A 24546-nucleotide genomic window follows, 5' to 3' on the forward strand; every position below is an offset into this window, starting at 1 on the left:
CATCGCGATTCATTTTTACATCACCAATCGAAACAACGCACCGGTGTCGCGGCGTTATCTTCGGCTTTCATTGGAGTGTACTTACTACGCCATATCTCAAATTCTTGGGCCGGCATCGGTCGTCCGAAGTAGTATCCCTGCAACTCGTCGCAACGAAGTTTCGCTAGGTACTCCACCTGTTCGATGACTTCGACCCCTTCGGCAACGACCGTCAATCCCAAACCTCGTCCGAGCGAGATGATGGACTGAACGATAGAACGCGAAAATCGGTCGTGGATGACGTCGCGTATGAAGGACAAATCGATCTTTAGCGTGTGAACATTAAATGTCTTCAGATAGCTAAGCGAGGAATGTCCGGTGCCGAAATCATCGATCGCTATCCGAAAGCCAGCTTCGGAGAGCTTCTCGATCACCATCGTCGAATACTCGACATTGCTCATGATCGCATTCTCGGTAATTTCCAATTCCAGCCATTCAGCCTTCGCACCGGTTCGTTCTAAGATTCGCACCAGTGATTGGGCGTAGTCGGCGCTACGGAGTTGAATTGGTGAAACATTTACCGCAATCCTTAGCGGGTTTCCTTGATCATGCCAAATGCGAGCTTGCTTTGCGGCAGTTTCGAAGACGTATTCGCCCAGTGCGTTGATCAACCCAGAGTTTTCGGCGATTGGGATGAATGTATTTGGTGGGACGAACTGCCCTTCACTATCTCGCCATCGGATCAAAGCCTCGCAAGATACCAGTTCTCTGGTCGAAGCCCTGACCTTCGGCTGAAAATACAATTCAACGTCACCGTTATTGATCGCTCCACGCAGTTTCGTTTGAACCTGCTGCCGCATGTCGACTTGGTACTGCATCGACGGTTCAAAAAACGCGACCGCGTTCTTGCCTGATTGTTTGGCCGCGTACATCGCGGTGTCCGCATAGCTCATCAGCGTTTCGGTATCGCTAGAATCTTTTGGGAACCGAGTCACGCCGATGCTTAATCCGACATGAGCTTCGGATTCGGTCAAGGCAAATGGGCGATTGAATTCATCGATCAATGCGGACAGCAAGTTTTGCTGAGTTGCCAAATCATAGTGGGCATCACGAAAGAGGATCGCGAATTCATCACCGCCAAAACGAGCGACAAATGCGTCGCCTCCAACCACTTCGATGATTCGGTCGGCGACGAATTGCAAAAGCTGATCGCCACCGGCATGACCGACGGAATCATTTACATGCTTGAAGTCATCCAAGTCCAAGAAGCAAATCGAAAAGGCATTCGACTGTGACGCATTGGATGCCTTGCGATTGACCAGATTGACGATCATTTCGCGAAAGAAAGCTCGGTTTGGACATCCCGTCAAGCTGTCGTGCATCGCCCGGTGATGCAACTGGGCCTGGCTGTTTTCAAGCTCCGTGATATCGGACGTCAACGCGATGATCTGTCGATCGACATTTCCATCGCTGGGACTAAGTGAGACCCAGAAGGTTCGTTGCATGTGCTCGGAAACTTCTGATTCACTCGCCAAGCGGATTTTTCCTGACCACGATTGACCATTGGCGGCTTCGGCAACATGTCGCAGCACACTGTCCGCCTCGACATGGATCAAATCCGCGAATCGTTGTCCGATCACGGCGTTTCCTGTGCCGATGTTGGTCATCCTTGCGAATGCGGGATTGGCTTCGAGAATTTTCCCGGCGGTGTCCAAAATCGCGACGCCTTCGGCAGACTCCTCAAACACGCTGGCAAGGAGACGCAGGCGGTGTTCACGCTGACGGTCGTCGGTGATGTCACGCGATGTCGCGATAACAAAACGATCCGATGTCGATTCGTCTGTGAAGGCCGAATAACGTTTGGCGGAATAGTGTTGATTGCCTTCATCATCAACCCAGCTATCCACGCACGTCGATTGTGGAACGTCACCTGCAAAACAAGCATCGATTTGTGGATCAAATTCACGAAGGCATGGGACGTCAATCTGATCGGGAAGCTTGCCAACGATGTCTTCTTCGGTGACGCCATGGGCGTTTAAGAACGCTCGGTTAGCCACAACGATTCGGTGATCGGACGCGCGGACGCTTAGTTGATCCGGAACCGCACTGACGATTCGATTTAGGAAATCTCGATGTCGGCGTAGTTCGGCTTCAAATTGTTTTCTCGCTGTGATGTCACGAACGATCGCCAGGACTTGGTCGCCGCCTGAGATTACAAAAGGGCTAAACGTGAACTCGGCCCAAAACGAAGTTCCGTCGTGCCGGGTGACCTGAGCTTCGAAACGTTGGGAATTAACCTGGTCCGTTTGCCTGATGCTGGACTTCAACGTCGAACTGGCGTCGGATCCATCTTCCAGTTTTAACGTTCTGAAAAAGTCACAGCCCGACCGCAGCATCGCCGAACGTTTAATGCCGAACATTTCGGTGGCATTGTCGTTGCAAGCCGAACAGCCCTGGCGATCAAAGACCAAGACGGAATCGCTTGTACGTTCGAAAATCGTATCGGCGAGCCGCTTCGTATCGTTGGCAGACTGCTCAGCTGCAGAACGCGCATCGGACAGTTGCTTTTTAGTTTGTTCCAGCTCGTCGATGATTTCAGCCGAGCGAACGATCGCTTCGGCTTGTGCCGCAGCAAGCGAATCTGACTGACGCGTCAAACGGTCCAGTTCGGCGTCTTTTTGCGATAGTAGTTCGCGGAGTTGACCAAGTGAGTTCAGCAGTTCTGCCGGTGTACTATCGATCGTTTCGCAGTTTTGGTCTGCTGGCTTATCTGCGACTTCGTCCAACCAACGGTCGATTTGTTCAAGCAGCTCTGTCGGTTCGCTTACCGAGGCGGTGGGTTGATTGTTGACTTTGGCGTTGACCATCATGGCTACACGTTTCCGACGCTTTTGGAGATAGCCTAGATGAATAGAGTTGTGTTGGCTTGGGAAGCTTGACCGACGAAAGTCGCCACACCGCAGTAATCCAAGTTCGGGTACTCGATGATTTCTGATCGATCGATTCCCATTAGACGCATGGACATTTCACAGACTTGGATATGAACGCCCAGGTCGGCAGCCGTGCTGATAAGTGTGTCGAGGTCCGCAACGTTTTTACGCTGCATTTCTCGGTGCATCATGGCTCGGCCGACGCCGCAGAAATCCATTTGCGAAAGCTTGGTCTGTTTGGGCGAACCGGGCAGCATCCATCCAAATGCTTTTTCTACCAGCGACTTTTTACCAGCGGTGACCCCGCCACGACGCAAGGCTGGAGTTGCCCAGAAAGTGAAAAACATTCGCACGTCCATGCCGCACGCCGCTGCGCCCGTTGCGATCACAAAGGCTGCCAACAAGCGATCTTTGTAGCCTTCGAATACGACCAAATTCAACTGGTTGGTGTCGGCTTTTGATTCGTTGAGTTGCTCGAGCTGTTGTTGCAGGGATTCGATTTGGCTTTCAATGTTTTGCAGCCTTTCGGTACCTTCCAGGGCTTCGCTTACCGGTTCAGATGTGGTTCCTTGCATTCTTAAACTCAGCGGTCATGTTCTCGAGACAATTCAATTCAAAGCGTTTGAACAGCTGTCAAACGCCATAGAAATTTGTGATGCCATTGGAAACCGATTACACGCACGGGCGACCGAATGGTCGAAATGCAGGAGGATACCTGTCGAATAAAGCGACGTTCGGTTTTCTACTGGTTATGCGGTCACAGCAGCGGATGAGGGAACAACGTCAATTTTGTGGGGCAACGCGAGGCGTTCCGAGGGAAAGAAATCTATTTCAATCGCCGTTGAAATTGCATTTGTCCAGGGGATTCGGTTGCGTGGAGTTGTTCGGCGGACCGGTCAACATTGCATCTCGTCGACCGATCGATCGTCGATCGCCTACAATCGAGGTTTGTCCGAACGAATACTTGTACTGTGCCCCGAGAGCCTTCAATGGTCAGAACAAAACCCGATGATGATGACGACCGCGTTTTGCTTCGCAACATCGAAAGCCACGGTTGGCACCTCGTCGGAATCAGCGAGGATGAGTCGGGGCCGGCTTATGTCTTCACCGTCGGGCTATTTCATACTTTCGGACATCCGGAGATCTGCATCCTCGGTTTGAATGACACTGATTTAATGGGCCAGATCGTCAATACGGTTGCCGAACTGATAAATGATGGGCATCAGTTTGACGATTGGCGATCAAGCGATGAGGTGCTCGACGAATACGTTTGCGTCTTTCGAAAGGTCGGAGACGAGCACTACCGAGAATATTTCGGGTACGGCAGGTGGTTCTACGAAGGCGACGACTTCCCGATGCTGCAATGCGTTTGGCCGGACCGCAACGGATACTTTCCATGGGAAGATGGCTTTGAGTCTCAGTTACTCCAATCACAGCCAGTCTTGGCAACGCAATCATCGTGGCCATTTCTAGAAGCCAAGAATGCGGCCGTTTACACGACTCGCCAAGTCATCGAGGAAGACCATCCGGTACTGTATGTCAGTCATGACGAAGATGGCGATTGGCAGTTCCTTTGCGGAACCACCGATGATCCGAAAGACTGCCGAATCGTCGGTTTAGAACAAATCGTCGAAGACCACCCATCCGTCGCCAAACTCGCTGACCTCCGCATTGGCGCAAACGCCGAACGAAAAGACGAATCGAGCCCGTGGGAAAGAGACGAAACGTAGGTTTAAAAACGAAAGTCGGTTTGTTTTCGCATTGAAAACATCGTACTCGTACTCAGCCTCGCGGAACTCGTACTCAAATCGCGGCATCAACAATTGAACCAATCTGTAACCACAATCGTCACGCCGAGTTGAACTGGATACTGCATCGGATCGTTTCGGTGTTGACCCGTTTGATTGCGAGCCGTGACGTCGTTGCCGAGTCACCAACAGCACTGGGCTACGGCTCAGTACGAGTACGTTCGAGCCGAGCCAGAACAATGCGTTGGACCGAGGACGCCGAGCTGACGGCCGGCTAGTAAAAATCCTTCGCGGCGTCTCAGTCAACACCAACGCTATGCGTCTTTAGGAAATTGAAACGCATGTTTCGACGATCTGCACGGATTCACCGCAAGCGTGATGGGTGGCGTATCAATTCACCGGAGTAAGTTCCTCGACCAGCAATTTCACGCAATAGTCTGAAACGCTGGAGCGAGCGTTGTCTCGGAAGCCGCGAATCAAGATTGTCGTTCCTTCCTCGAGCGGTGGTCCATGTTGAGAGTGAAAATCACCGACTTACTGTATCGAATCGTACGGGGTGTCTGGGGCGGCGGCTTGGTAATAAATCGGTGCCATCCCATTGTCGATCGCCAATTCGCCCCTGTAGTGTGAGAACCGAAGCCGTACGTCTGTGGCAATTTCTTTGAATGCCGACTGCGTGCCGATTTCTTCTCGGGTGCAAACGCGTTGGCAAGCCCGGATCGTAGTGGATCTTGTCAAAGATCCCGTCGGAAACCGCCTAGCACTCAAGGATCTCTAACGAAATCCACTACCTCAGCTTGTAGCTTCGCCCGCAAAAACTCAGTCGCGTTTCTATACTCGGGGTTGGTGCCCGGATAGTTGAGATAGGACTCGACGCCCAGTTCATCGCATCGTTCTTTGAGAGCGAGGCCATGATTGACATGATGGATCATCCATCCGTTTCGCAGTCGCGGTTCCTTGGGGGCGGGATCTGCAGGATCCATCGCGTAGGTCATATAGACAGGCGGATCATCTGAGCTGATCAGCGAGAGGGCAGCGATTTCTTGATTGATCCGTTGGACTTCAGAATCACTGGATGTTCCAAAATATCTGGCGGTCTCCCCTTTCTTACTTGAGCGGTCTTTATAGCCGGGAACGTTCGCGTCCCACCACTTCATCGCCATCGTGACTTGGCCAGCATTCGATGCGACGCAAGTGAGGCGAGTGGATTGTCGCTCGATCGGATCATCGCTGCTGGGATCGGCAAAGTCGTCGTGGAATGCGAGGTACATCACCAGTTGTGCTCCGGCAGAACCACCGACCGCACCCACTCGGTTTTTGTCGATCTTCCATTGATCAGCTTTACTGCGAAGAAACTGAATCGCCTTTGCGGCATCATCGTGAGCCGCAGGTAGCGGTGAATGAGCTAAGAAGCGGTAGTTGATGGTCGCGACAGAGATTCCGGAATCGAGTAGTGATTTCAGAACTTTCTGGCTTAGCTTGGTTTTGTCGCCGCCCACGAATCCGCCGCCATGGATATGGATAACAAGCGGCGACGGGGAAGATTCGCTCGCTTGCCAGAAATCGAGCACCTGACGTTCATGCGAACCATAAGACACATTCGCAGCCGTCGGTGTGATTTGATACCGAGCAACCTGCTGAGCAGAAGTATGTCCACTCAATAGGGCAAGACCCAAGGCAATAATCAGCAAACGCATGAGGTATCTCGATATTCGAAACAACGAATCGTAGTGGATCTTGTCAAAGATCCCGTGAGCAAAACCTAGCCATCAAGGATCTTTAACAAGATCCACTACAGTAATCTGCAACGGATCGGAAATTCCTTCTCCTACTTCGCTTTGTATCCGAACCAAACCCATTCGATCGCGTGAGGCAGAAATTGTTCTTTGGCGTTGCGAACACCGTGTCCAGAATTCTGGCAGAACAGGTATTGGTATTCGTAACCCTTGGTCTTTAGAACTTTTGCCATACGGTGATTGGCCTCGACCCAGTCATGCATTCCGTCACGCATCACGTTCGGGTTGAGGTTGTCCCGATCTCCAACGGCCAGAAAGATTCGAAGTGGCTTCTCGGGACTGTTGGGGATGATCGTTTCATGAAAGTCCCATGCGCCTCCCGGTGTCGCGGGATTGAATGGCCACTGTTGATTGACGAACGTTCCCGATGTGGTCAGGACTCGGTGGTAGAGGTCGGTCCGATACCATGCCATCGCCAATGCTGCGGAGCCTCCTGAACTACTACCCATGGCAGCTCGCCCGTCGGGATCAGGCGTCAATCGGACACCATAATTTTCTTGTATGCGTGGTAGGACTTCCGTTTCGATGTACTCGGCATAGGCCCCTGACATCGTGTCGTATTCTTTTCCCCGCTCGTGTCCTTGCGCATCACCGCCGCCATTGGCCACAAAGATCGCGATCATCGCAGGAACACGCTTTTGGTGAATCAGATTGTCGAGAATCCGTGGGATCATCATATTCGGTTTCCCTTTTGGACCGTCGTGAATCACCATGAAAGGAGCTTCTGTGCCCGGTTCATATTGCGAAGGGATATAAACCGTGATCTTCCGTTCGTAGTCGATCGGGTGAGTGTCCACGATTAACGTGCGTGGGTTGTTAGGATCAACCGTTCCGAACTCGTTTCGTGCGATTCCCGGATTGAACAGTTTCGTTTGCCTGGAGTCGATCGTGAATTGTTCAACCTTGCCTTGAGGAACCCCTTCAACGGGATCGAGTTCGGACGCCGGCTGATAGTCGGGACCGATCACAAAGTTTCCGGAAACATCGAGCGGTGGATTGGGCCCGGATTTGTCGTCGAGTCGACTAAACGAGGGTGCACCGGGAGCATCGAACAACCGCGTCGGAGGAGTTTGCTTTTTTTGTTGCGCCAGGACAGTACCTGACGTCAGCGCAATCACAACAGCAAGAAGCGATAGCAAGTTGTCTAGAAAACGAGACATGGTCCTGGACCTATGAAGTGAATCGAGAGGCAGTTTCTCAGCACCGATCGAGGAGTTCGCGACGATCGGATTGACTGCCGCCAGTGTATTCGATCCGGACACCGATAAGGTAGCTCGATACACGATTGCGATGGAGCTTCAGAAGACCAAGCGAGTGACATCGATCTACTCGCTGGTCGAAATAGGCTCCACTTTTATTTCAAGGCAGCTTGCTGCTTCCTCACGAATGGCCGAGAAGGATGGATCGAATGGCACGACTTTCTTTCGCCACTTTTCGGCCGATTCGAATGCTTCTGTTGCTTCCTCTTTTCGACCTGCCGCTTGAAGCGCCATCGGCAATACGAAACGCTCTTTGCCAGCCGCCTCGCCGCGAAGTTCGATGCTCTCTTGCAGCAGTGCAATCGATTCTTCGATTTCACCAAGGCGATAGTGGATAGCCCCCCTGACAGACTGCGATCGAAGCGTCTCAAACCGGGGAAGCGCTGAAAGATTCTCGGTGATCCAGTTTTCAGTTTTTTTCAGCAACGTATCGGGCGTTTTCTGCAGATAGGCAAGATGCCAATAAAGTGGATTTGGGAGATTCGGCATGCGGAACTTCTGCTCTCGGTTTCCGACAAATAATTTGTCAAATGTATCTGTCGTGATCCGCCACTTAATGAGTGTGTCGCGAGGGAAATTTTCGTTCGGACTCAGCTCATATCCCTTGGTAATATCTTCTTCCGCACGGACTCTGTTTCCAAGCCATGTGAAAATCTTTCCGCGCGCAGCGAGCAGGACGCCATCGTTTGGGTGCTGTTCAATGGCTTTGCTGAGCTCAATGATTGCGGTCTCCGGATTTCCCAGCCTGGCGGTCATCTCCGCGGCCAAAGCAATAAAGGTCGTATTGTTGGGTGCGAACTCAAGTGCTTTTTTGTAGTATTGCCGTGCTAGACCCAATTCATGAATCCAAGCATACTCGCGTGAAATCGTTGAAAGTTTAAAGATATTTCCGGGTTCCAACGCATCCGAAGCAATGAATGCATTGGCCGCTGCTCTTTGCTCACCATGCTCGGACAATACACGTGCAAGAGTATTTTGTGCAAACGGACGGTTCGGATCGATGTGAACTGATTTTTTGGCAAAGCCAAGTGCTTCACCAGCTTTGTTTTGTCGCCTAAGCACCTCAGCCAAAGAGGTAAGTCCTTCTGTAAAATTCGGATCTAGTTCAAGGGCTTGGCGAAAATAAACTTCAGCTTCAGCAAAACGGTTCCGGCGTACGCCTTCCAACATTCCAATGTTGTAAAAAATATATGGTTGCGGATCCAACTCGGCAGACCGCTGGTAGAACTTGTCGGCCAGATCAGGAAACTGCGACTCCAATCGCATCGCCATCCAGTTGAGCAGCCTTGCATCGTCTTTGAACGCTTCAAAAGTCAGGTTTTCATGTTCAGCAAACTGCTCCGGTGATTTTTCAGCCAATTTCAGTAGGCGTTGTCTTCGTCTTTCGATCGAAGACTTCGTAAGCGGGCTATTCGGAAAATGGATGGCGAATCTATCGATCAATCTCGAGACAGAGATGAGCTCACCAAGTTCAGCCTGTTCGATTTCTGCGAGTGCTGTTTCAAGTGCCATCACTTGACTACCGAGACGGGTCGGCCTGAGGGCGACTGCGGCGGCAGAATGGATTCGACATTCGTCGAGATCTGGTTGGTCCAAGCTAAACAGCGTAGATAACAATGACATGCGAGCCCAATAACTATCAGGCTGGAGCTCAACAGCTTTCCTGAGAAGATTCGCCGCAACAATTAATAGTCGTTCGCTGTTTGGCTTTTGAGATCCCGTTTGGATACGCAGGCGTCCAAAGTTATTGCCCTGACCCATTCCAGTGGAAATTCGAACGACCAGACGCAAATTACGTTCGTCGCTTAGTTCGACGACTTCTTCCAGGGCAAAATAGATATTCAACTCATTTTGATGTGTCCAAAGATGGGCAAATGTTTCTCCTTTGCCATCGGAGATCTGATCATTCAAACCCCATTCGCCAAACAGGTTGTTGGCGATAGGTCGAATTTTCAGTGGCGTGGAATTGCCGTCTGCGTCTATCAATTCACAAGCCACATCGTGTAAACCGACATCGCCAATCGCTTCCTTTCCCGATCGAGACCAGGTTTGCCATTTTCCATCCACTTTTGTCTCGACATCGTGGGGAATGGCTTGTAGTCGCAACGCCCCCATGTCCTTGTCGAGACTTGCTTCGATTTCGATGACTTCGTCATTCGGGTTGGGACCACTTGCAAGAATGGAGCCATCCGGCAATCGCTGCAGCTTTGTCCCATTTTTTGCGGTCAGCTTTGGATCAGCTAGATTTTGCCATGCGACCGAATCAGCCAAATACTTGGTCCGAGTTTGATCGTCGATTGTGGCGATCCAATCTGCCAGTTGGACAAGTGAAGCAATTGGTGTGGCTTCTGTAACACCCTTGGAGCCCAACTCGATGACATGATCGATGTTTGTTTCGTTGACTCCCAAGCGAATTTGCTTTCGCCAAGGGTCTTTGTCGAAATGATCGACAATCTTCCATAAACGCTTCGCTGCCGAGATGCGTTCTGTTGCCAATGGATCATGTGTGCATGACCAACGGAATCTTCCGAGTGATTCGTCAGAAAATTGGAAATCTCGATTGCGATCTCTATTGGAGATCCAAACTCGAAATCCGCTGTCGCTGGCTATTGGCGTGTCGAGCACAAAGACGGCTGCGTGCGGACGGCCTCCGCTATAACCTAAGTGCCAGGTATCTTTGCGAATCGGATCTTTCGGCCATGAGTAATCCGAAACGGCGTAAGAGACACTCGCCTTCTGTCTGTTTTCAAAATTGCCGATTGGAGCAATCTCGATGTTAAGTCCTTCCAGTGTCCCTACTCCGGAGCCCTCTTGTCGTCCCGGTCCGTGGTTTGGAAGTGAATCGTGTAGCAGAGCTTCGATTCGAAATGCAGATATCTGTGTCGTATCCGATTCAAAGATCAGGTCATAGCCGGCCCAAGCGTTTTCACCGCTGACCAGAATTGAACCATCGCCAAGTGGGGTAAGTTTATCGCCACCTCGTGATTGAAGAACGATCGGCTGCAGGTTCGACCACTCACATTGTTGCCAACGATAAAATGGAATCTTCTCTTCAAGTAAGACTCGCCAACGATCGAGGCAGGCAACTACAAAATTTCGGTGTTTGTTGTGGAGGCTTTCCAGAAGTTTCAGCGTCTCAGAGACGTCGCTTTCCGGTGAGAGTTCCCATCTTTTAAATGCGCTAGAAAATCGTTCTACAGGATCAACAAATGGTTCGACACGAAGCATCGGCTCGGGAGGTTCTTCACTTGATCCATCTTCGGAACGGCTCGTCGACCAATCGAAGTCAGATGACTGGTTCGCCTGTTGTTGTTGACGTCGTTGAGAGGCTCGAAATTCCATCTCTCGCTCATAGGCTGACTGAAGATCTTGCACTAAGTGCAGCTCCTGAAGTCGACCATCGACGAGACTTTTAATGTTATTCGCGCGTCGAAGTAAATCAGAATCCAATGCAGGTGAAAGCGATGTTTTTTCGACGCGTGAAAGTGCTGACCTCGCAGCTTCCAGATCAGATTCATCCGGGAATTCATCAGCCTGCAGACTGGCATAGGCTGCCGCAAGGGTCAAGTCTTCTTGGATTTGTTGCATCGTTTGCTCCTTTTGCAGGGCTTGAGATGCGTCGTAGGCAGCCTGTTTGTGTTCTGCCCACCAAATTCCAACTGCTAATGACGCTAGGGCAAAAATGACGGAAGCAGCAAAGCCGAATTGAAAGACGCGACGTTTCTTCTCTTCTATCAGTCGAGCCTTGGACCGAGCGAGTTCTAATTCTGAATTTCGAAAACGCTCTTCGACAGACGTCAGGTATTGTTCAAGCCTCCGTCCAACGTCTCCAGCATCACGAGGTCGATCATCTTGTTCCTTAGCCAGGCAGGATCGAACCAAGTCTCGTAGCACAGGATCACCAACAGTCTCGTTAAGCAAACTGAGCGAGCGAGCGATTTGACACTGCTGAGAGTCACTGATGATGGTAAATTGGCTCTCGCCTTGGTAGAGAGATTGGCCGGTAAGGATCTTGAATAGAATCGCGCCTAGTGAGAAGACATCGCTCGTTGGCCCAAGATCGTTGATTCGCCCTTGCGCCTGTTCCGGTGAGATGTAGCCGGGAGTTCCCAACAGACTTCCAAGTCTGGTGTCAAGCTCTTCAGTTGCATCCCGGGAGTCGAAGTCGGCCAACGGAATCGTGTTTTCATTACCACAAGTTTCTTCCGTCAAGGAAAGTGATTGCAAATCTACATCCCGGACGATTGCTTCGGATTTAGCGTTGTCAGATAGCACCTTTGCCAAACCCCAGTCCATCACCAGCACTTCTCCGAATTCTCCGACCATGATGTTTGCCGGCTTCAAGTCTCGATGGATTACGCCTTGTTGGTGGGCATAACCGACAGCCTGACAAACATGCAGAAATGTATTGAGCAACTGAGAACGATCATTTCTGCCATCGCTGTGGTCTAGCAGTTCACCAAGAGTGCCTCCGTTGACAAATTTCATCGCAAAATAGGGGCAATCATTTTCCCACATGCCAGCGTCATAAATGGGCGCAATTCCCGGGTGCTGTAATTGCCCTCCGATTTGTGCTTCCTCAACAAATCGCTTGAATACAGACATCGATTTTAGATGTTGCGGCAACATTACTTTGATCCCAACTTCCCTTCCGAGGTCAGTATCGAAAGCTCTAAACACCGCACCCATTCCACCGCGCGCGATCTCTTCAAGAATCAAGTAGCGACCTTCCTTCGCTCGATTCGAAAAGTCAGGTAGGCTTCGGCTTCGTTGCAGACGTACGCGAGGAAGTTCGTTTGATAGATTGCCTCGCCTCTTAAGAACGCCTGGCAATCCGACACTTATTTGAGTGTCTGAAGCGATGCTTGGCTCGGTTTCTGCAGACGCATTGAACACTAAATTAAATGCATCTATTCTTGCCGCATTGGGATTAGTCTCAACAGCATCCAGCAATTGTTTGACGATTTCAAAAAGGTCTGAACGCTGGCGTTTCAGTTGCTCCAATGCTGTGTCGCGCCCGTCTTTAGGCAAGTCATAAATATCGAGAAATGCTTCACGGATGGAGTCCAAGTCGGTATTGCTAGGCAACAATTGAGCAACTCTCGTATGTTTGTGTCTGCTATCAACTCGGTTTCAGCGTTTTGGTAGCGGAGCAGTTTTCGAGGGGACGAAAGACGCACCATTCTCGCCTCGCTCAGTCGATTCGAACATCCAAGCTGAGCGGAGACAGTTTTGCACTTTAGTACATGCGAGAGATGTTGCTGCTTTTTCCAACAAATCCAAATTCCCAGTGACTTTTCTGAAAGTTGCTCGACTATTCGCCTTTATCAATATCGAAGGCGTCCGCGACCATCGCGCGGGCGAAGGCCCAGTGAGCGTAAGCTTTGGATTTGGAGATGCCTACAAGCTCAGCAGTTTCGGTGACAGAGAGACCAGCAAAGACCTTCATCTTGATCAGTTGAGCTGATGTCGAATCTACTTTCTCAAGAGAACTCAACGAATCGTCAAACTCGATCAGCCATGCGGGGTCCATAGCCGCACCTGTTGTCGAGTTCTCGATCGTCAGTTCAAACTCTTCGCGTTTTAAATGCCCACCCCGCTTCTTGCCCGCCTTTTGCCTGGCATTCTCTATCAGTATGCGCCGCATGGACTCCGCCGCCGCCGCAAAAAAATGGCGTCTGCCTTCCCAAGTGGCAGTGTTCTTCTGACTCATCAACCGCATGAATGTTTCGTGGACCAAAGCGGTCGCTTGAAGTGAGTGTCCCGGTCGCTCACGCCGCATCATATTCTGCGCCACGTGGCGCAGTTCTTCGTAGACCAGCGGAAATAGTTGATCGAGGACGTTTTCGTTTTGGTCAGAAGCTTTCTCAAGAATCTGCGTAATCTCGTCAGCGCTCATCGGGTCTCCTGGAATCCCAGGTGAAGTTGTAGTACCACAAAGAATTAACAAGTTCATCGGTTCAGACTGGATGTAGTCTAGCAGTCTACACCGGTCTTCAAGCAGTATCAGCATCAGACGAAGTGTCGCTAGTCCATGGAGCTTTCTCGCCCAAGTGCAAAGCCCAAGCTGCATCAGAATGCACCGCCAGCATCCGGCCTGCTCTTCCGAAAAACGAGTTTGCTAAAAATGTCAACATCGTCTGGAAAACGCTCGGAGAAGTCTCGCATGTACTTTCGGCATGCATTGACTGGCGAACAAGGAAGTGGTTATTCGACCGTCATTATGCTCATCGGCGACGCACTAACGCCAAAGGCCGGGTCGAGGACGACTTGAATCCTTGCGCAAGTGCCAAGCAATCGTTTTCCCTGTATTTACCCCAGCTCCTGTCTAAATATCGAGGCTGAGATGCTTGACCTGACAAATGTACTAAAACAAATCGCTATTCACTCAGTTTTCGTTGCGGGGCTTCTTACGGTACAGCAGCTTCATGCTGGCAAAAACGGAAAGGGAAAAGGCGATGGTGGCAGCGGAGACACATCTCCAACTGTCATGTTCCAGCCAATAACGTTCTCGCTTCCCGATCCGCTGGGGTATGCGGGGCCAGCGAACAGCTATGGGGGCGTTATCAACAATCGACTACAAATTGCCGGAAGCTACACAACTTCAGCCGGCGCTCACTCGGCATTTTTCTACGATCCGCAAGTTGACGCGAGCCATTCGATCGACCTGAACGTGATCACCCAGAACGTCCCAGATGGCTTCGCCATTCGTGCCGCCAACGGGATCAATGAGTTGGGTAACATTGCGGTTGTATGTGTCAGTGATCCAAGTCTTCGATTCTCCGACCCTGCAAACGAGGTGCTGACAGGAGTAGTGAATACGAGTGCGGGGTTTGAATTCAGCTTGGTCCCCCTGCCATCGGTCGTCTACGACGAAACGGATGAATACGCCGAACCAATGGGAATTAACAATTCGAATGACCTGTTGATCGTTTCAAGGCAGATCGAGAATGGTATCCGCGAATGGACTACCTATGTGGCTTTCTTTGACGAGGCGAACTCGACTTGGTCGCTTGAGGCCATCGATCCGCTATCTGGATTCCGCGGAGTCGGAATATCTGATCGCCTCGCAGGCGGCGATTTGTTTGTTGTCGGAAACGCTGCCGACGCAACGACCAGAAATTTGTTGTCGTATCCCGTTCGAGTGAACCTGATCAATCCCGGCGCTGGCGAAGTTGTTCTGTCAGAATACAGTGAAGCAGGCACAGACTACCGGTTTGTCGGGCCCTTCAGTGGGACCAATTCCTATGGTGAGTTCCTGGGACGTCAGATCGCAACGACGACAACGACCAAGGGAAAGCGAACTACAACAGTGGTCCAAGAATCGTTCTTCAAATTTACAAACCAAGTGCAGGCCGATTCGTTGGGGTTGCAGTATCCAAGCAAACTAAATAATCAGCTCGACTACTTCGCCAATCTAATATTCAACGGGCGAGAAGTCTTGAGCATCGACGGGAGCGATTCCTATATCGATATCGTTGATTCTATCGACTTCACCAGTGCCCCCGAAATTAATTGGGAGGCTGCCGAAACAACGACCGAATTTCGATCGATTACTGACCGCATTGATGTTGGGTCGGATTCTGATCCCGCCAATGATCTTCCGATCATATTCGGATACGCTGAGGTTGAACGCGGTCCCTACACAGCGATATCTTCCAAGCCGATCCTGCTAGTTCCAGTGCTCAGCAACTGAGCGGAAGCAATAGAACACCAAAGATATGAGAACCGAGGAGTCGCGGGCAGTAAAATCCCGCTTCCTCGTATCCGTTCCATCGCCATGCGGCTCCAATGCATCCACATGGAAAAGGAGTCGTTTTGGATCTTGTTAAAGATCCCTTCAGTGTCGACTCTTCATACCCAAGGATCTTTAACAAGATCTACTACGCAAGAGCGGAACGACAGACATCTAGTCTTCTTTGTCTAGTCGCTTTAGGATCGAATCGAGAGCGGCTTCAATTCGGCGAAGGCGAGTTTCGAGCTGATCGAGACGTTCGTCCGTTGGCTTTGTCTCCGTTTTTGCAGCTCGCGATTGAGCTTGTGCCATTTGAGCTTCTGCCATTCGCAGAGCTTGTTGTCGCTGTGCTTCTTCTTTACGCGCAGCGGCTTGAGCAACTAGCTGCTGTCGTTGATCATCGAGCGGTTTGCGAGGTCCAAGGACGATCAATGAAAACTGCGTCGCATCTTCCTGTCCTTCGGAATCTCTGACGACAGCGGAAATGGGCAGCTGAGCTGCGAGCTGTCCCGCTGGCAACGATTTCCCTGTCAAACGCTTGTATTCAGCGGCATTTACGGATGCATCGAGCGGATCGTTGTTGTTGGGACCTGTCGGCCTCACCGGGGCGGTGGCGAGCTTCGCAACGAGGTTGTCCCAGATCGTGGTGGTTTGAATTGATAGCTCACCGTTCTTGGGATCGATGTCGATGCCTTCGAATTCGGTAATCAGGCTAAAGGTTCCCTCGTTGCCGGGGTTGCCGACTCCAAGTTGAACCTTTCGATTGCCACCGACGGAAATTTCGGTCGGTTGGCGTTCGCTAAAGTGGATCGGTGCAATCAGCTTTTCGGTGGTGGACTTCGCTAGCTTCGCAACAATCAGTTCGTTGTCCAGCAATATGAAGATGCGATCGGGTTGGACTATCAAACGGTTTTGCTGTCCGTAGAAATTTGGGTTGCCCGATTGAACTGGCTTCGCGGAAATCATCGCGGAATGGACGACCGTCCCATCAATCAAGCTGCTCAGTTCAAGCCAGGTCTCGATGGTTCGATCGACTTTGTTTTGTTCCGCTCGGATGGAGACGACAGCTGGAAGCTGTTCTGACAATGTGGTGTATCGCTGAGTTTGCCACTGTGAGATTCGGCTGCCAGCGTTGTTCACCAACGCATTGCCCTGAATCATTCGCCCCCACCGTTTGATGCCCTGGTTTCGAGCTTGCATGAGTCTAAATGATTGATTGGAGTTTGCGGCGATACTCGGTAGCGAGCTTCCCAGGCATCGGACAAGCGTCCCAGATTCGAAGTCAATCACACGATCACCAACTTGGATCGTGTCAGCGCTAGTCAAGGCAATCGGTGGTTGAAGGCGCTGGAATGGGCCAGGGGGTGAAGGCCACTTCACTAGTTGCAGCGGATCTGTTTGGAACACCTCAAGCTGTTCGCCTATGACTGCGATCCGCTCGGGAGCGATCTTGGTCAATTGCTTGGGCGTCGACTTTAGAAACTGTCGTTTGCTAGCCTTCAGTTCATGACTTAGCCGATAAAACAGATTTCCAGAGTTGGGCGAAAGGTAAACCCATTGATCATCGATCGTTGCACAGCGAATGCCTTGAGGAAGCGTTTTATTGACAACCGTGACGAGGTTTTCCACATCGATGACGGTTAGTTCGTCAGGCCCAGGTTGCAATGGATGGCGGTTGGGCTGACCCGCAGTCGGTCCCCACACAATCAAGTGCTTTCCGTCTGGCGACAATTCCATTGATTTTGCCGTACACCCAAGCTCAAGCGTCGGTAGCGTCACGCGAACTTCAATGCTGGCCGCATCAATCAGTTTGCCATCGGCTTGCTTGGCCTCGACACGAATCGATTTGACACCGACATCGTCGGCCGTTGGAGTCCAGCGTATCGTTCCAGTCTCGAATCTTGCCGTTTCAGGGCCATCGGCAATGTTGATATTAGTTGCCGAATCGGATTTCGAATTGGACAGCGTGACATCGACCTGCATCGGTTGATCGACCAAGCAAGTCACGCTGCTTGGGAGGCGAAGCATTCGCAATGGCTGCAGCACATCAGAGTGGTCGCCAAGATCGATCCAGTTTGCCGATTCACTTGTACCGAGAAAAACCAAATCATTCTTCAGGTCAAAGCCGATGGTTAACGAAGTTCCTTTACTCTGTTGCGATTTGTCGAGCGCAATCGATGCGATTGGGGACGCATCGCTGAAACGATCGAGATAAAGATGGTCGCTTTTGAACGAAGCGACAAGGTCGAACGACGGGTGAATCTTGGCTGGGCTGCCGCGAAAGGAGCGTACCTGCTTGGTCAGGTCGAGTGTGTAAAGTAGGTTGCCCAGGGTCCAGTAGCGGTTCAACGGGCCGGCAGTGACTTGGCCATAGCTCTTGTGATAGTCACGCACCTGTGTGAACGTGCATTTTTCTTCGTCGACCTTCATTAAGTCGGCACCACTGGGCGACGATTTTCCACGAGCGTCGGGGACGATCCAATGTCCATCGGGACTCATCGCGACGTGGGTCGGGTGCGATTGTCCCCAGCGTTGAACTTTCACGCGATTACGGATCTGTAGCGACTGGGTGTCGATTTGGAAAACCTCACCGTCCCACCACGCTGATCCGGTGTTGCAGATCGCATAGACATAGGAATTATCATTTTGCGAACAAAACAACGCGTACGGTCCATTGCCTTGCAAAGCGACTGACCCGAGTGTTTTGTTCGTATCGAGGTCGATTAGATGCAGAGACGGCGACTTGGTGCATCCCACGACCAGCAGGTTTCGCTTGATGATCAGTTCGGTTGGATTCGTCCCGACGGGAAACTCACGGACTTGTTCAGCCTGTGGTGAATACTCAAAGACTTTGTTTTGATCCTTCAGGGTTGCAAACACGCGGCCAGTTTTTTCATGGACGGCCCAGTCAACCGCGTCAACGGCAAGTGTCACTGGTGATGCGGCTTGCAGATCTGAATAGCTACATGCCCAGCCGAGAAGCAGCACGCTGGCAACCAATAATTTCCGGCAATACATTCGTCTTCTCCCACGCGAAGCAGATAAGGAGATCAGAGTATAGACGAATGCACTTGCCGTCGTGGATCTTGTTTGAAGTAGCTCAGCACAGTTCCACCATCTGCTAAGCGATCATATGTCATCCCAGAAGATAACCGGGAGCTAACGCTCTGCGGCTGATAAGAAGTTGGATCAGTTCGAACCGTAGTGGATCTTGTTAAAGATCCCTTCAGTGTCGGCTCTTCATACCCGAGGATCTTTAACAAGATCCACTACGCAAACATGCGACATGCGTCGCCAACTCTGGAAGCTCCTAAATTGGCTCGCCGCCGTGAGAGGTGGAAGGACTGCGCTGTGCTCCGCATCGCCGTCAATCTCTTTGCGTGGCCGCGATGGAATGCCGATTTTGTCCAGTCGCGACAAACTATTGGCCCACCGCTGTATTGGCATGTTCCAGCCACGTATCGCCTCCGTTCGAATCGTTGAGTCATCGAAGCCCGCAGCAGCGAACTATTCCCATCCCTCGATCGCAATCTTGACCGCCTGTGCCCGCCCACGCGATTTCGACACAACGATTTCACTTCATGGTCGAAACCGACAGACGCCATGGTCGGTACCACACACAGCCCGTTGGCGAATCGTTGAGCTGGCCGGCATCTGATTGTTGAACAGGCATCGCAGCGGGTATCGCCAAGACGGAATGTTCTGAGCGGTGCGAGCAAACCCATGCCGATACGCCTGCTTAATCATCGACCGGCGAGCCTAGCCGTCTGGAGAATTGGCTCTCGAATAGACCTGTTTGAAGAACACTAGCTTCTCGTCGCTAAATCGAAACCGCTGCACCCAATCGATAACGTAGTCGCTTGCCGCATCACGTAGGCGACCATGCTCGCGAGCATTCACAACGACAGTATCTCCTTGAGCCACAACATCCTGCACCTCCGGAAGTTGAGATTCGATTTGGCCAAAGTTCTTGCCGACTAGCGCGACAACATCATTTGGACCTTTCGCTTTGCCGGAAAATGGGATTGCAGTAGGACCGATAATCTCAAACTCGATTTCAGTTGAAAGTGCATTGCGAAAAGCCTCGATGTCTCCGGTCGAAATTGCACAATAGATCGCTTGCACCAATTCCGTATTGCGGCGTTCAGCCAATTTGCCTTCGACAGCATCATCGCCTTTCTCGAATCGAACGCGAATATCAGAAATGAAATCAGCATGCTTGGAGTCGTTCATTGATATTGTCGTGCTGAAAAATGGGCGATGTGCGCTCGGTGACTAGGAGGAAATTTACCGGTGCCGCGATCACATGATACACCAGTAGTGATCGGACGATGTTCCAGTCACGTGCATGCAGCGTAATGATACCGAACGGAAAACGAAGAGCTTGAACATAGGTCGGTTGCATCGGCCTGCGAAGTCTACTGGTCGGTCCACTTCAGTGCCAAGCGAACTTTGGCTGCCACAAAAAACACGAAAAGCCACAAAAACACATTAGCTTCCATACTCGCTGACGGTCATCAAGTATTTCTTGACCTGGAGCGTTGCTGCGTCGAAATTCACAAGCAGCCCCGTTTCGATGCGTGATGATTTTAGATATCCAAGAAGTTGTGCAATGTGTTCGTCCGCTACCGATTCGCACGCCTTCAGCTCGACAATCAAGCATCCTTCAACAAGCAAATCCGCGAAGTATTCTCCGAGCATGGACAATCCTCATCGTATACGGTCAGTGGATGCTGTTGTTTGACATCAAGCTCCAGTTTCCTGAGTCGATGCGCCAAGGCATTCTCGTAGACCTTTTCCAGATGCCCATTTCGATGGTACTTATGGATCGCAAAACTTGTGTCTCTCACGACGTCGCAAAGCTGGTTGATGTGATCCCACTTCATTTTTTGTGCCCTTTTGTGCTTTTTGTGGCAAGCGATGTCCAGGTTCGCTATTGAATTCCAGGGACGCACCGAAAGCAATCGGAGTGATACGCTGAGATGCGGAACAATGCTCAGCTGTGAACTGGTGAAAGCAATATAAGCGGACCGCGGTGAGCGGATATCCTGAGTTGGCTACCAGAGCAGTGCAGCGGATCATGCAATGTAGATTCGTTGAGCTTGGAAGCCAGCACAGAGTATCCGGGCTTGTCGAAGTCTACTGGTCGGTTCACTTCGGAGCCGAAGCGAACTTTGGATGCCACAAAAAACACGAAAAGCCGCAAAAATAGATCAGCTTCCAGGCTCGCTTACGGTCATCAAGTATTTCTTGACTTGGAGCTTCGCTGCGCCGAAGTTCACAAGCAGCCCTGTTTCAATTCGTGATGATTTTAGATATCCAAGAAGTTGTGCAATGTGTTCGTCCGCGACCGATTTGCACGCCTTCAGCTCGACAATCAAGCATCCTTCAACAAGCAAATCCGCGAAGTATTCTCCGAGTATGGTTCCATCTTCATCGTATACGGTCAGTGGATGCTGTTGTTTGACATCAAAATCCAGCTTCCTGAGGCGATGCGCCAAGGCATTCTCGTAGACCTTTTCTAGATGCCCATTTCGATGGTACTTATGGATCGCAAAACTTGTTTCTCTCACGACGTCGCAAAGCTGGTTGATGTGATCCCACTTCATTTTTTTGTGCCCTTTTGTGCTTTTTGTGGCAAGCGATGTCCAGGTTCGCTATTGAATTCCAGCGACGCACCAAAAGCAATCGGAGTGATTCGTTCAGATGCGGAGCAATGCTCAGCTGTGAACTGCTGAAAACAAGATAAGCGGAGCGCGGCGAGCGGATATCCTGAGTTAGCTACCAGAGCATTGCAGTGGATCATGCAAAGTAGATTCATTCAACTTGGATGCCTGCACAGAGTGTCCGGGCCTGGCGAACTCTACTTGTCGGTCCACTTCGGGGGCCGAAGCGAATTTTGGCTGCCACAAAAAACACGAAAAGCCACAAAAAAACATTAGCTTCCATACTCGCTGACGGTCATCAAGTATTTCTTAACCTGGAGCGTTGCTGCGCCGAAGTTCACAAGCAGCCCCGCTATGCTGATACACCGAACACAGTGCATAGTCTTGGCGATGTTGACCTGTCGGTCCGATACGATTGGCTATCGCTGATTCTTCAATTTCAATATTGCCGCTGTGCTGGTGTCGAGCCAGGAATGACTATGGGCTCGCACCTGTTTCGTGCCGCTGTCTGAAAATGGAAACGCAAACCGATTGAGGCATGACGGAAGGCGACTATGGAAAGTTGGTCTAGCGGCGAATGCGAGGGACTGGATTGCCAGAGCGACATCGAGTTACCCAGGCGTACCCATGGTCTGGGAATCGTTCGGCTGAGAAACAATGGCCAGGGATAACCGTGAGCTATCGCTCTGCGGCTGATGGAGAAGAGGGTTTGCGTCGACACGTAGTGGATGTTGTTAAACATCCCTTGGTGTCCGAGGTCGAGAAACCTCACGGTTGAGAAACCATGCCCATGGATAACCGCGAGCTAGCGCTCTGCGGCTGATGGACAAGGTAGTTGAAGGAGGATCTTTGACAAGATCCACTACAGCTTGAGAAGTCGGGGCGACAAGATTTGAACTTGCGACCTCTGCGTCCCGAACGCAGCGCTCTACCAGGCTGAGCCACGCCCCGATTGTTTGTTTCTGGCTTGTTTGCCAACGCCCGTATTCTAACTAGTGCGTCGATCGCTGGGAAAGATGCCGGACGACAGATTTATTGATTCTTGCCGCTAGCGTTTGCTGGCCGCTTTCTTGCGGCGGTGGAAGTGATAGCCGGGAACGAAGAAACATAAACCGGCGATCCCACCGAACAACAAATGACCCCACTGCGGTGCGATCGACATCAAAATCGCTGCGGTGAACAACGCGATCGCTTGGATATAAAAACGACCGGTCAATATACCCGCCTTCACCACGAAAACCATTCCGCTAATGACCCCCAAGAGCGGACTTAGTTTTAACACCGGCAAGTTCAATAAGCTTTCGATCGGAAACAACGCCCCGATCGCAATCATGCTGCTGCCCCAAACATGGGCGACCTGACGTTCGATAAACGTGACTGGCCCCATTCGCTGTCGAAGCTTCCAAAAGACACTCGCCCATGCGCCCAGTCCGATCGTCCATAGCCCCATGTAGACCATCCGCGATTCGACACCTAAGTACTCCAGTTGCCAAGTCAAATAGCAGGCAACAAACAGTACCAGCGAATGCCACATCCACAGCAAGCCCCAGTTCTCCAACACGGCAGCATGATGAGTCTCGCGGAAGATCCGTGCGACGACTTGGTTGAAGCGACCACTTCTTGCGGAGACCACTTCGTCGGCAAGAAACGCATCAAGGTCACTCGCCAAGTCTCCGGCACTCGCATATCGCAGGTCAACGGGCTTTTGCAAACAACGGACAACGATCATTTCCAGATCACGATCGAGTCCCGGGCGCAGTGCCCGCGGTGGGCTGGGGTCTTGTTCGATGACCAACATCACCAGTTCAACAGGCGTCTCGGCAATGAAGGGTGGCCGGCCAGTCAAAGCGTAGTAAAGGATCGCGCCGAGGCTGTAAATGTCGGTCGCGGGACTGAGCAGTTCGCGTCGACCACCGGCTTGTTCGGGTGACATGTACGCCGGTGTTCCGACCATCATTCCGCTGCGGGTAAGGTCAACGTTTGCACGGACCTCTTTGGCCAAACCAAAGTCGGTCACAAGAACGCTGCCGTCTTTGGAGATCAGAATGTTGCTGGGTTTGAGATCGCGGTGAACAACGCCGTGTTCATGAGCGAACTGCACCGCCCGAGCGATTTGTGACACCAGTTCAGCCGCCTCACGCTGGGGCATGGGACCACGCGCAACACGCTCGGCAAGTGTCTCGCCCGCGATGTACTTCATGCTGAAAAACGGACGGCCTTCGAAGTCGCCGACGTCATAGACGGGGACGATGCCCGGGTGTTCTAGCTTAGCCGTCGCGGCCGCTTCGGCCATGAAACGCTGCAAGTCGGCATCACTCGCCAAGCGACCGCGCAAGATCATCTTGACTGCGACTTCACGTTCTAAGCTTAGCTGCCGAGCCCTGAAGACCACCCCCATCCCGCCCCGCCCGATCTCTTCGAGCAACTCGTAATCGCCGATCGTCGTCGGCAATTGCAAACGGGCATAACGCGGTTGGCCGTCCGGTTTTGGCGGCGAGAGTTCATCGGAGCTGGCACCAGCGGTGTCCGTGATCAGGACGGCGCCCCAAAGTTTACGGAGTTCATCGGCCAAGTCGGGGTGCTGTTGGCAAGTCGAGTCGAAATCGACCGGTTCGCCACGGCAAATCGTGTCGGTCATCTCGGCGAGCAAGTCGGCGAGCCGCTGCTCGTCACGCTCGGACAACGTGCTCACGAAATCGGCTCGTCGTTTTGCGAAGAGGGATCATCGATCGTTTGAAGCATCTCGCGGAGCCGCCGAACGGCGCGAAGGTATCGCATGCTGGCGGCGGCTGCGTTGAGTCCTAGCGCCTCGGCGATTTCCAAATTGGAAAGGTGCTCGTAGTGCCGCATCACGATGATCTCTTGATCCTGCTCGTTCATTTTGGTGATCGCTTCTTCGACCTTGGTCGCGATCTCACGCTGTGTTGCTGCGGCGGCGGGGGTGAGTGCCGGGTCGCAGACTTGAACGGCCAGTTCCAATGTCGACTGATCGGGGCTGGAGGCGACCGCCATCGGCTGCTCGCGATCCATGTTTCGTTTGGCGCTAACGCGGTGCCGACGATAGGTATCGATGATGCGGTCCCAAGCGATCTGACGGAGCCAGAGGTGGAATGCCATCGATGGATCGGAGAGGTATTTGTCCAGCCGCCCACTGGCTTCGATCATCACATCTTGAACGACATCACTGACATCAACACGCTGTTGGACTTTGCGGTCGAGTCGAAGTTCGACGAGTCGACGGATCGGTGCGCGGTGTTTCTCAAGCAATTGATTCACCGCGTCGGCGTCGCCTTCTTTGGCGGCACCCAGCAGTGTTTCGGTTTGATCGTCACCAGCCCAAATCGACTTCGTCATTCAACTCTCCTTCCTGAGACTGTAGTGTGGCGAAAAGTGGTCTGTGATGGGGGAGAGCTGATTGGCTGGTGCTCTTCGC

The 24546-nt window shown here is 51.7% G+C and carries 16 protein-coding genes and 1 tRNA gene; 2 read left to right on the plus strand and 15 right to left on the minus strand.

All coding sequences use genetic code 11. The features are described 5' to 3' along the window. Positions 1–20: 20 nt before the first annotated feature. Complete coding sequence (locus LOC67_RS11970; RefSeq protein ID WP_230262840.1) at positions 21–2849, minus strand: EAL domain-containing protein; 2829 nt, start codon at positions 2847–2849, stop codon at positions 21–23. 32 nt (positions 2850–2881) lie between these two features. Beyond that, positions 2882–3484 carry a DsrE/DsrF/DrsH-like family protein gene (locus LOC67_RS11975; protein ID WP_230262841.1) on the minus strand — a complete coding sequence of 201 codons (603 nt, stop codon included), beginning with the start codon at positions 3482–3484 and terminating at the stop codon, positions 2882–2884. 414 nt (positions 3485–3898) lie between these two features. On the opposite strand from LOC67_RS11975, the gene LOC67_RS11980 reads away from it, so the two are divergent. Then, the gene (locus tag LOC67_RS11980) at positions 3899–4639 is read left to right on the plus strand and encodes a DUF4262 domain-containing protein (protein ID WP_230262842.1); all 741 of its coding nucleotides are present in this window, start codon (positions 3899–3901) and stop codon (positions 4637–4639) included. A gap of 552 nt (positions 4640–5191) precedes the next feature. Here the strand turns inward: LOC67_RS11980 and LOC67_RS11985 are convergent. The 5 genes from LOC67_RS11985 to LOC67_RS12005 all read right to left on the minus strand — a co-directional run bounded on the left by LOC67_RS11985 (position 5192) and on the right by LOC67_RS12005 (position 13611). Then, positions 5192–5395 carry a hypothetical protein gene (locus tag LOC67_RS11985; protein WP_230262843.1) on the minus strand — a complete coding sequence of 68 codons (204 nt, stop codon included), beginning with the start codon at positions 5393–5395 and terminating at the stop codon, positions 5192–5194. A 26-nt stretch (positions 5396–5421) separates the two neighbouring features. Further along, entirely contained in the window at positions 5422–6354 is a 933-nt protein-coding gene (locus tag LOC67_RS11990; RefSeq protein ID WP_230262844.1) for an alpha/beta hydrolase, read from the minus strand. A 131-nt stretch (positions 6355–6485) separates the two neighbouring features. Continuing rightward, the gene (locus LOC67_RS11995; RefSeq protein ID WP_230262845.1) at positions 6486–7613 is read right to left on the minus strand and encodes an alpha/beta hydrolase; all 1128 of its coding nucleotides are present in this window, start codon (positions 7611–7613) and stop codon (positions 6486–6488) included. Positions 7614–7778: 165 nt separating this feature from the next. After that, positions 7779–12800: a serine/threonine-protein kinase gene (locus tag LOC67_RS12000; RefSeq protein ID WP_230262846.1), complete on the minus strand. Its 5022-nt coding sequence runs from the start codon at positions 12798–12800 to the stop codon at positions 7779–7781. 226 nt (positions 12801–13026) lie between these two features. Beyond that, positions 13027–13611 carry an ECF-type sigma factor gene (locus LOC67_RS12005; protein WP_230262847.1) on the minus strand — a complete coding sequence of 195 codons (585 nt, stop codon included), beginning with the start codon at positions 13609–13611 and terminating at the stop codon, positions 13027–13029. 447 nt (positions 13612–14058) lie between these two features. Here LOC67_RS12005 and LOC67_RS12010 point away from each other — a divergent pair, with 447 nt between their 5' ends. Beyond that, the gene (locus tag LOC67_RS12010; RefSeq protein ID WP_230262848.1) at positions 14059–15408 is read left to right on the plus strand and encodes a hypothetical protein; all 1350 of its coding nucleotides are present in this window, start codon (positions 14059–14061) and stop codon (positions 15406–15408) included. A gap of 213 nt (positions 15409–15621) precedes the next feature. Here the strand turns inward: LOC67_RS12010 and LOC67_RS12015 are convergent, their stop codons facing one another. The 8 genes from LOC67_RS12015 to LOC67_RS12045 all read right to left on the minus strand — a co-directional run bounded on the left by LOC67_RS12015 (position 15622) and on the right by LOC67_RS12045 (position 24467). Beyond that, complete coding sequence (locus LOC67_RS12015; RefSeq protein ID WP_230262849.1) at positions 15622–18465, minus strand: cell envelope integrity protein TolA; 2844 nt, start codon at positions 18463–18465, stop codon at positions 15622–15624. Between the two features lie 741 nt (positions 18466–19206). Continuing rightward, positions 19207–19680, minus strand: a complete 474-nt coding sequence (locus LOC67_RS12020; RefSeq protein WP_230262850.1) for a nuclear transport factor 2 family protein — start codon at positions 19678–19680, stop codon at positions 19207–19209. 258 nt (positions 19681–19938) lie between these two features. Then, positions 19939–20148, minus strand: coding sequence for a GxxExxY protein (locus LOC67_RS27350; RefSeq protein ID WP_261366890.1), 210 nt, complete (start codon positions 20146–20148; stop codon positions 19939–19941). Next, positions 20103–20333, minus strand: a complete 231-nt coding sequence (locus LOC67_RS27730; protein WP_410001131.1) for a GxxExxY protein — start codon at positions 20331–20333, stop codon at positions 20103–20105. The genes LOC67_RS27350 and LOC67_RS27730 overlap by 46 nt, the downstream gene beginning before the upstream one ends. A 327-nt stretch (positions 20334–20660) precedes the next feature. Continuing rightward, entirely contained in the window at positions 20661–21056 is a 396-nt protein-coding gene (locus LOC67_RS12030; RefSeq protein WP_230262851.1) for a GxxExxY protein, read from the minus strand. Between the two features lie 934 nt (positions 21057–21990). Further along, a tRNA-Pro gene (locus LOC67_RS12035) sits at positions 21991–22064 on the minus strand. Between the two features lie 97 nt (positions 22065–22161). Continuing rightward, on the minus strand, positions 22162–23751 hold the full coding sequence (locus tag LOC67_RS12040) for a serine/threonine-protein kinase (protein ID WP_230263742.1): 1590 nt from the start codon (positions 23749–23751) through the stop codon (positions 22162–22164). A gap of 50 nt (positions 23752–23801) precedes the next feature. Further along, positions 23802–24467, minus strand: a complete 666-nt coding sequence (locus tag LOC67_RS12045; protein ID WP_230262852.1) for a sigma-70 family RNA polymerase sigma factor — start codon at positions 24465–24467, stop codon at positions 23802–23804. Positions 24468–24546: the final 79 nt, after the last annotated feature.

The sequence above is a fragment of the Stieleria sp. JC731 genome (genome assembly GCF_020966635.1).
In the GTDB taxonomy this organism is placed as follows: domain Bacteria; phylum Planctomycetota; class Planctomycetia; order Pirellulales; family Pirellulaceae; genus Stieleria.

Excerpts from the sequence above, each read along its gene's own strand:
- LOC67_RS12040 (WP_230263742.1), bottom strand. The coding sequence starts at position 23,751 with ATGACCGACACGATTTGCCGTGGCGAACCGGTCGATTTCGACTCGACT.
- LOC67_RS12005 (WP_230262847.1), bottom strand. The coding sequence starts at position 13,611 with ATGAGCGCTGACGAGATTACGCAGATTCTTGAGAAAGCTTCTGACCAA.
- LOC67_RS11995 (WP_230262845.1), bottom strand. The coding sequence starts at position 7,613 with ATGTCTCGTTTTCTAGACAACTTGCTATCGCTTCTTGCTGTTGTGATT.
- LOC67_RS11990 (WP_230262844.1), bottom strand. The coding sequence starts at position 6,354 with ATGCGTTTGCTGATTATTGCCTTGGGTCTTGCCCTATTGAGTGGACAT.
- LOC67_RS11975 (WP_230262841.1), bottom strand. The coding sequence starts at position 3,484 with ATGCAAGGAACCACATCTGAACCGGTAAGCGAAGCCCTGGAAGGTACC.
- LOC67_RS27730 (WP_410001131.1), bottom strand. The coding sequence starts at position 20,333 with ATGAAGTGGGATCACATCAACCAGCTTTGCGACGTCGTGAGAGACACA.
- LOC67_RS12045 (WP_230262852.1), bottom strand. The coding sequence starts at position 24,467 with ATGACGAAGTCGATTTGGGCTGGTGACGATCAAACCGAAACACTGCTG.
- LOC67_RS11980 (WP_230262842.1), top strand. The coding sequence starts at position 3,899 with ATGGTCAGAACAAAACCCGATGATGATGACGACCGCGTTTTGCTTCGC.
- LOC67_RS12015 (WP_230262849.1), bottom strand. The coding sequence starts at position 18,465 with ATGTATTGCCGGAAATTATTGGTTGCCAGCGTGCTGCTTCTCGGCTGG.
- LOC67_RS27350 (WP_261366890.1), bottom strand. The coding sequence starts at position 20,148 with ATGCTCGGAGAATACTTCGCGGATTTGCTTGTTGAAGGATGCTTGATT.
- LOC67_RS11970 (WP_230262840.1), bottom strand. The coding sequence starts at position 2,849 with ATGATGGTCAACGCCAAAGTCAACAATCAACCCACCGCCTCGGTAAGC.
- LOC67_RS12010 (WP_230262848.1), top strand. The coding sequence starts at position 14,059 with ATGCTTGACCTGACAAATGTACTAAAACAAATCGCTATTCACTCAGTT.
- LOC67_RS12030 (WP_230262851.1), bottom strand. The coding sequence starts at position 21,056 with ATGAAGTGGGATCACATCAACCAGCTTTGCGACGTCGTGAGAGAAACA.
- LOC67_RS12020 (WP_230262850.1), bottom strand. The coding sequence starts at position 19,680 with ATGAACGACTCCAAGCATGCTGATTTCATTTCTGATATTCGCGTTCGA.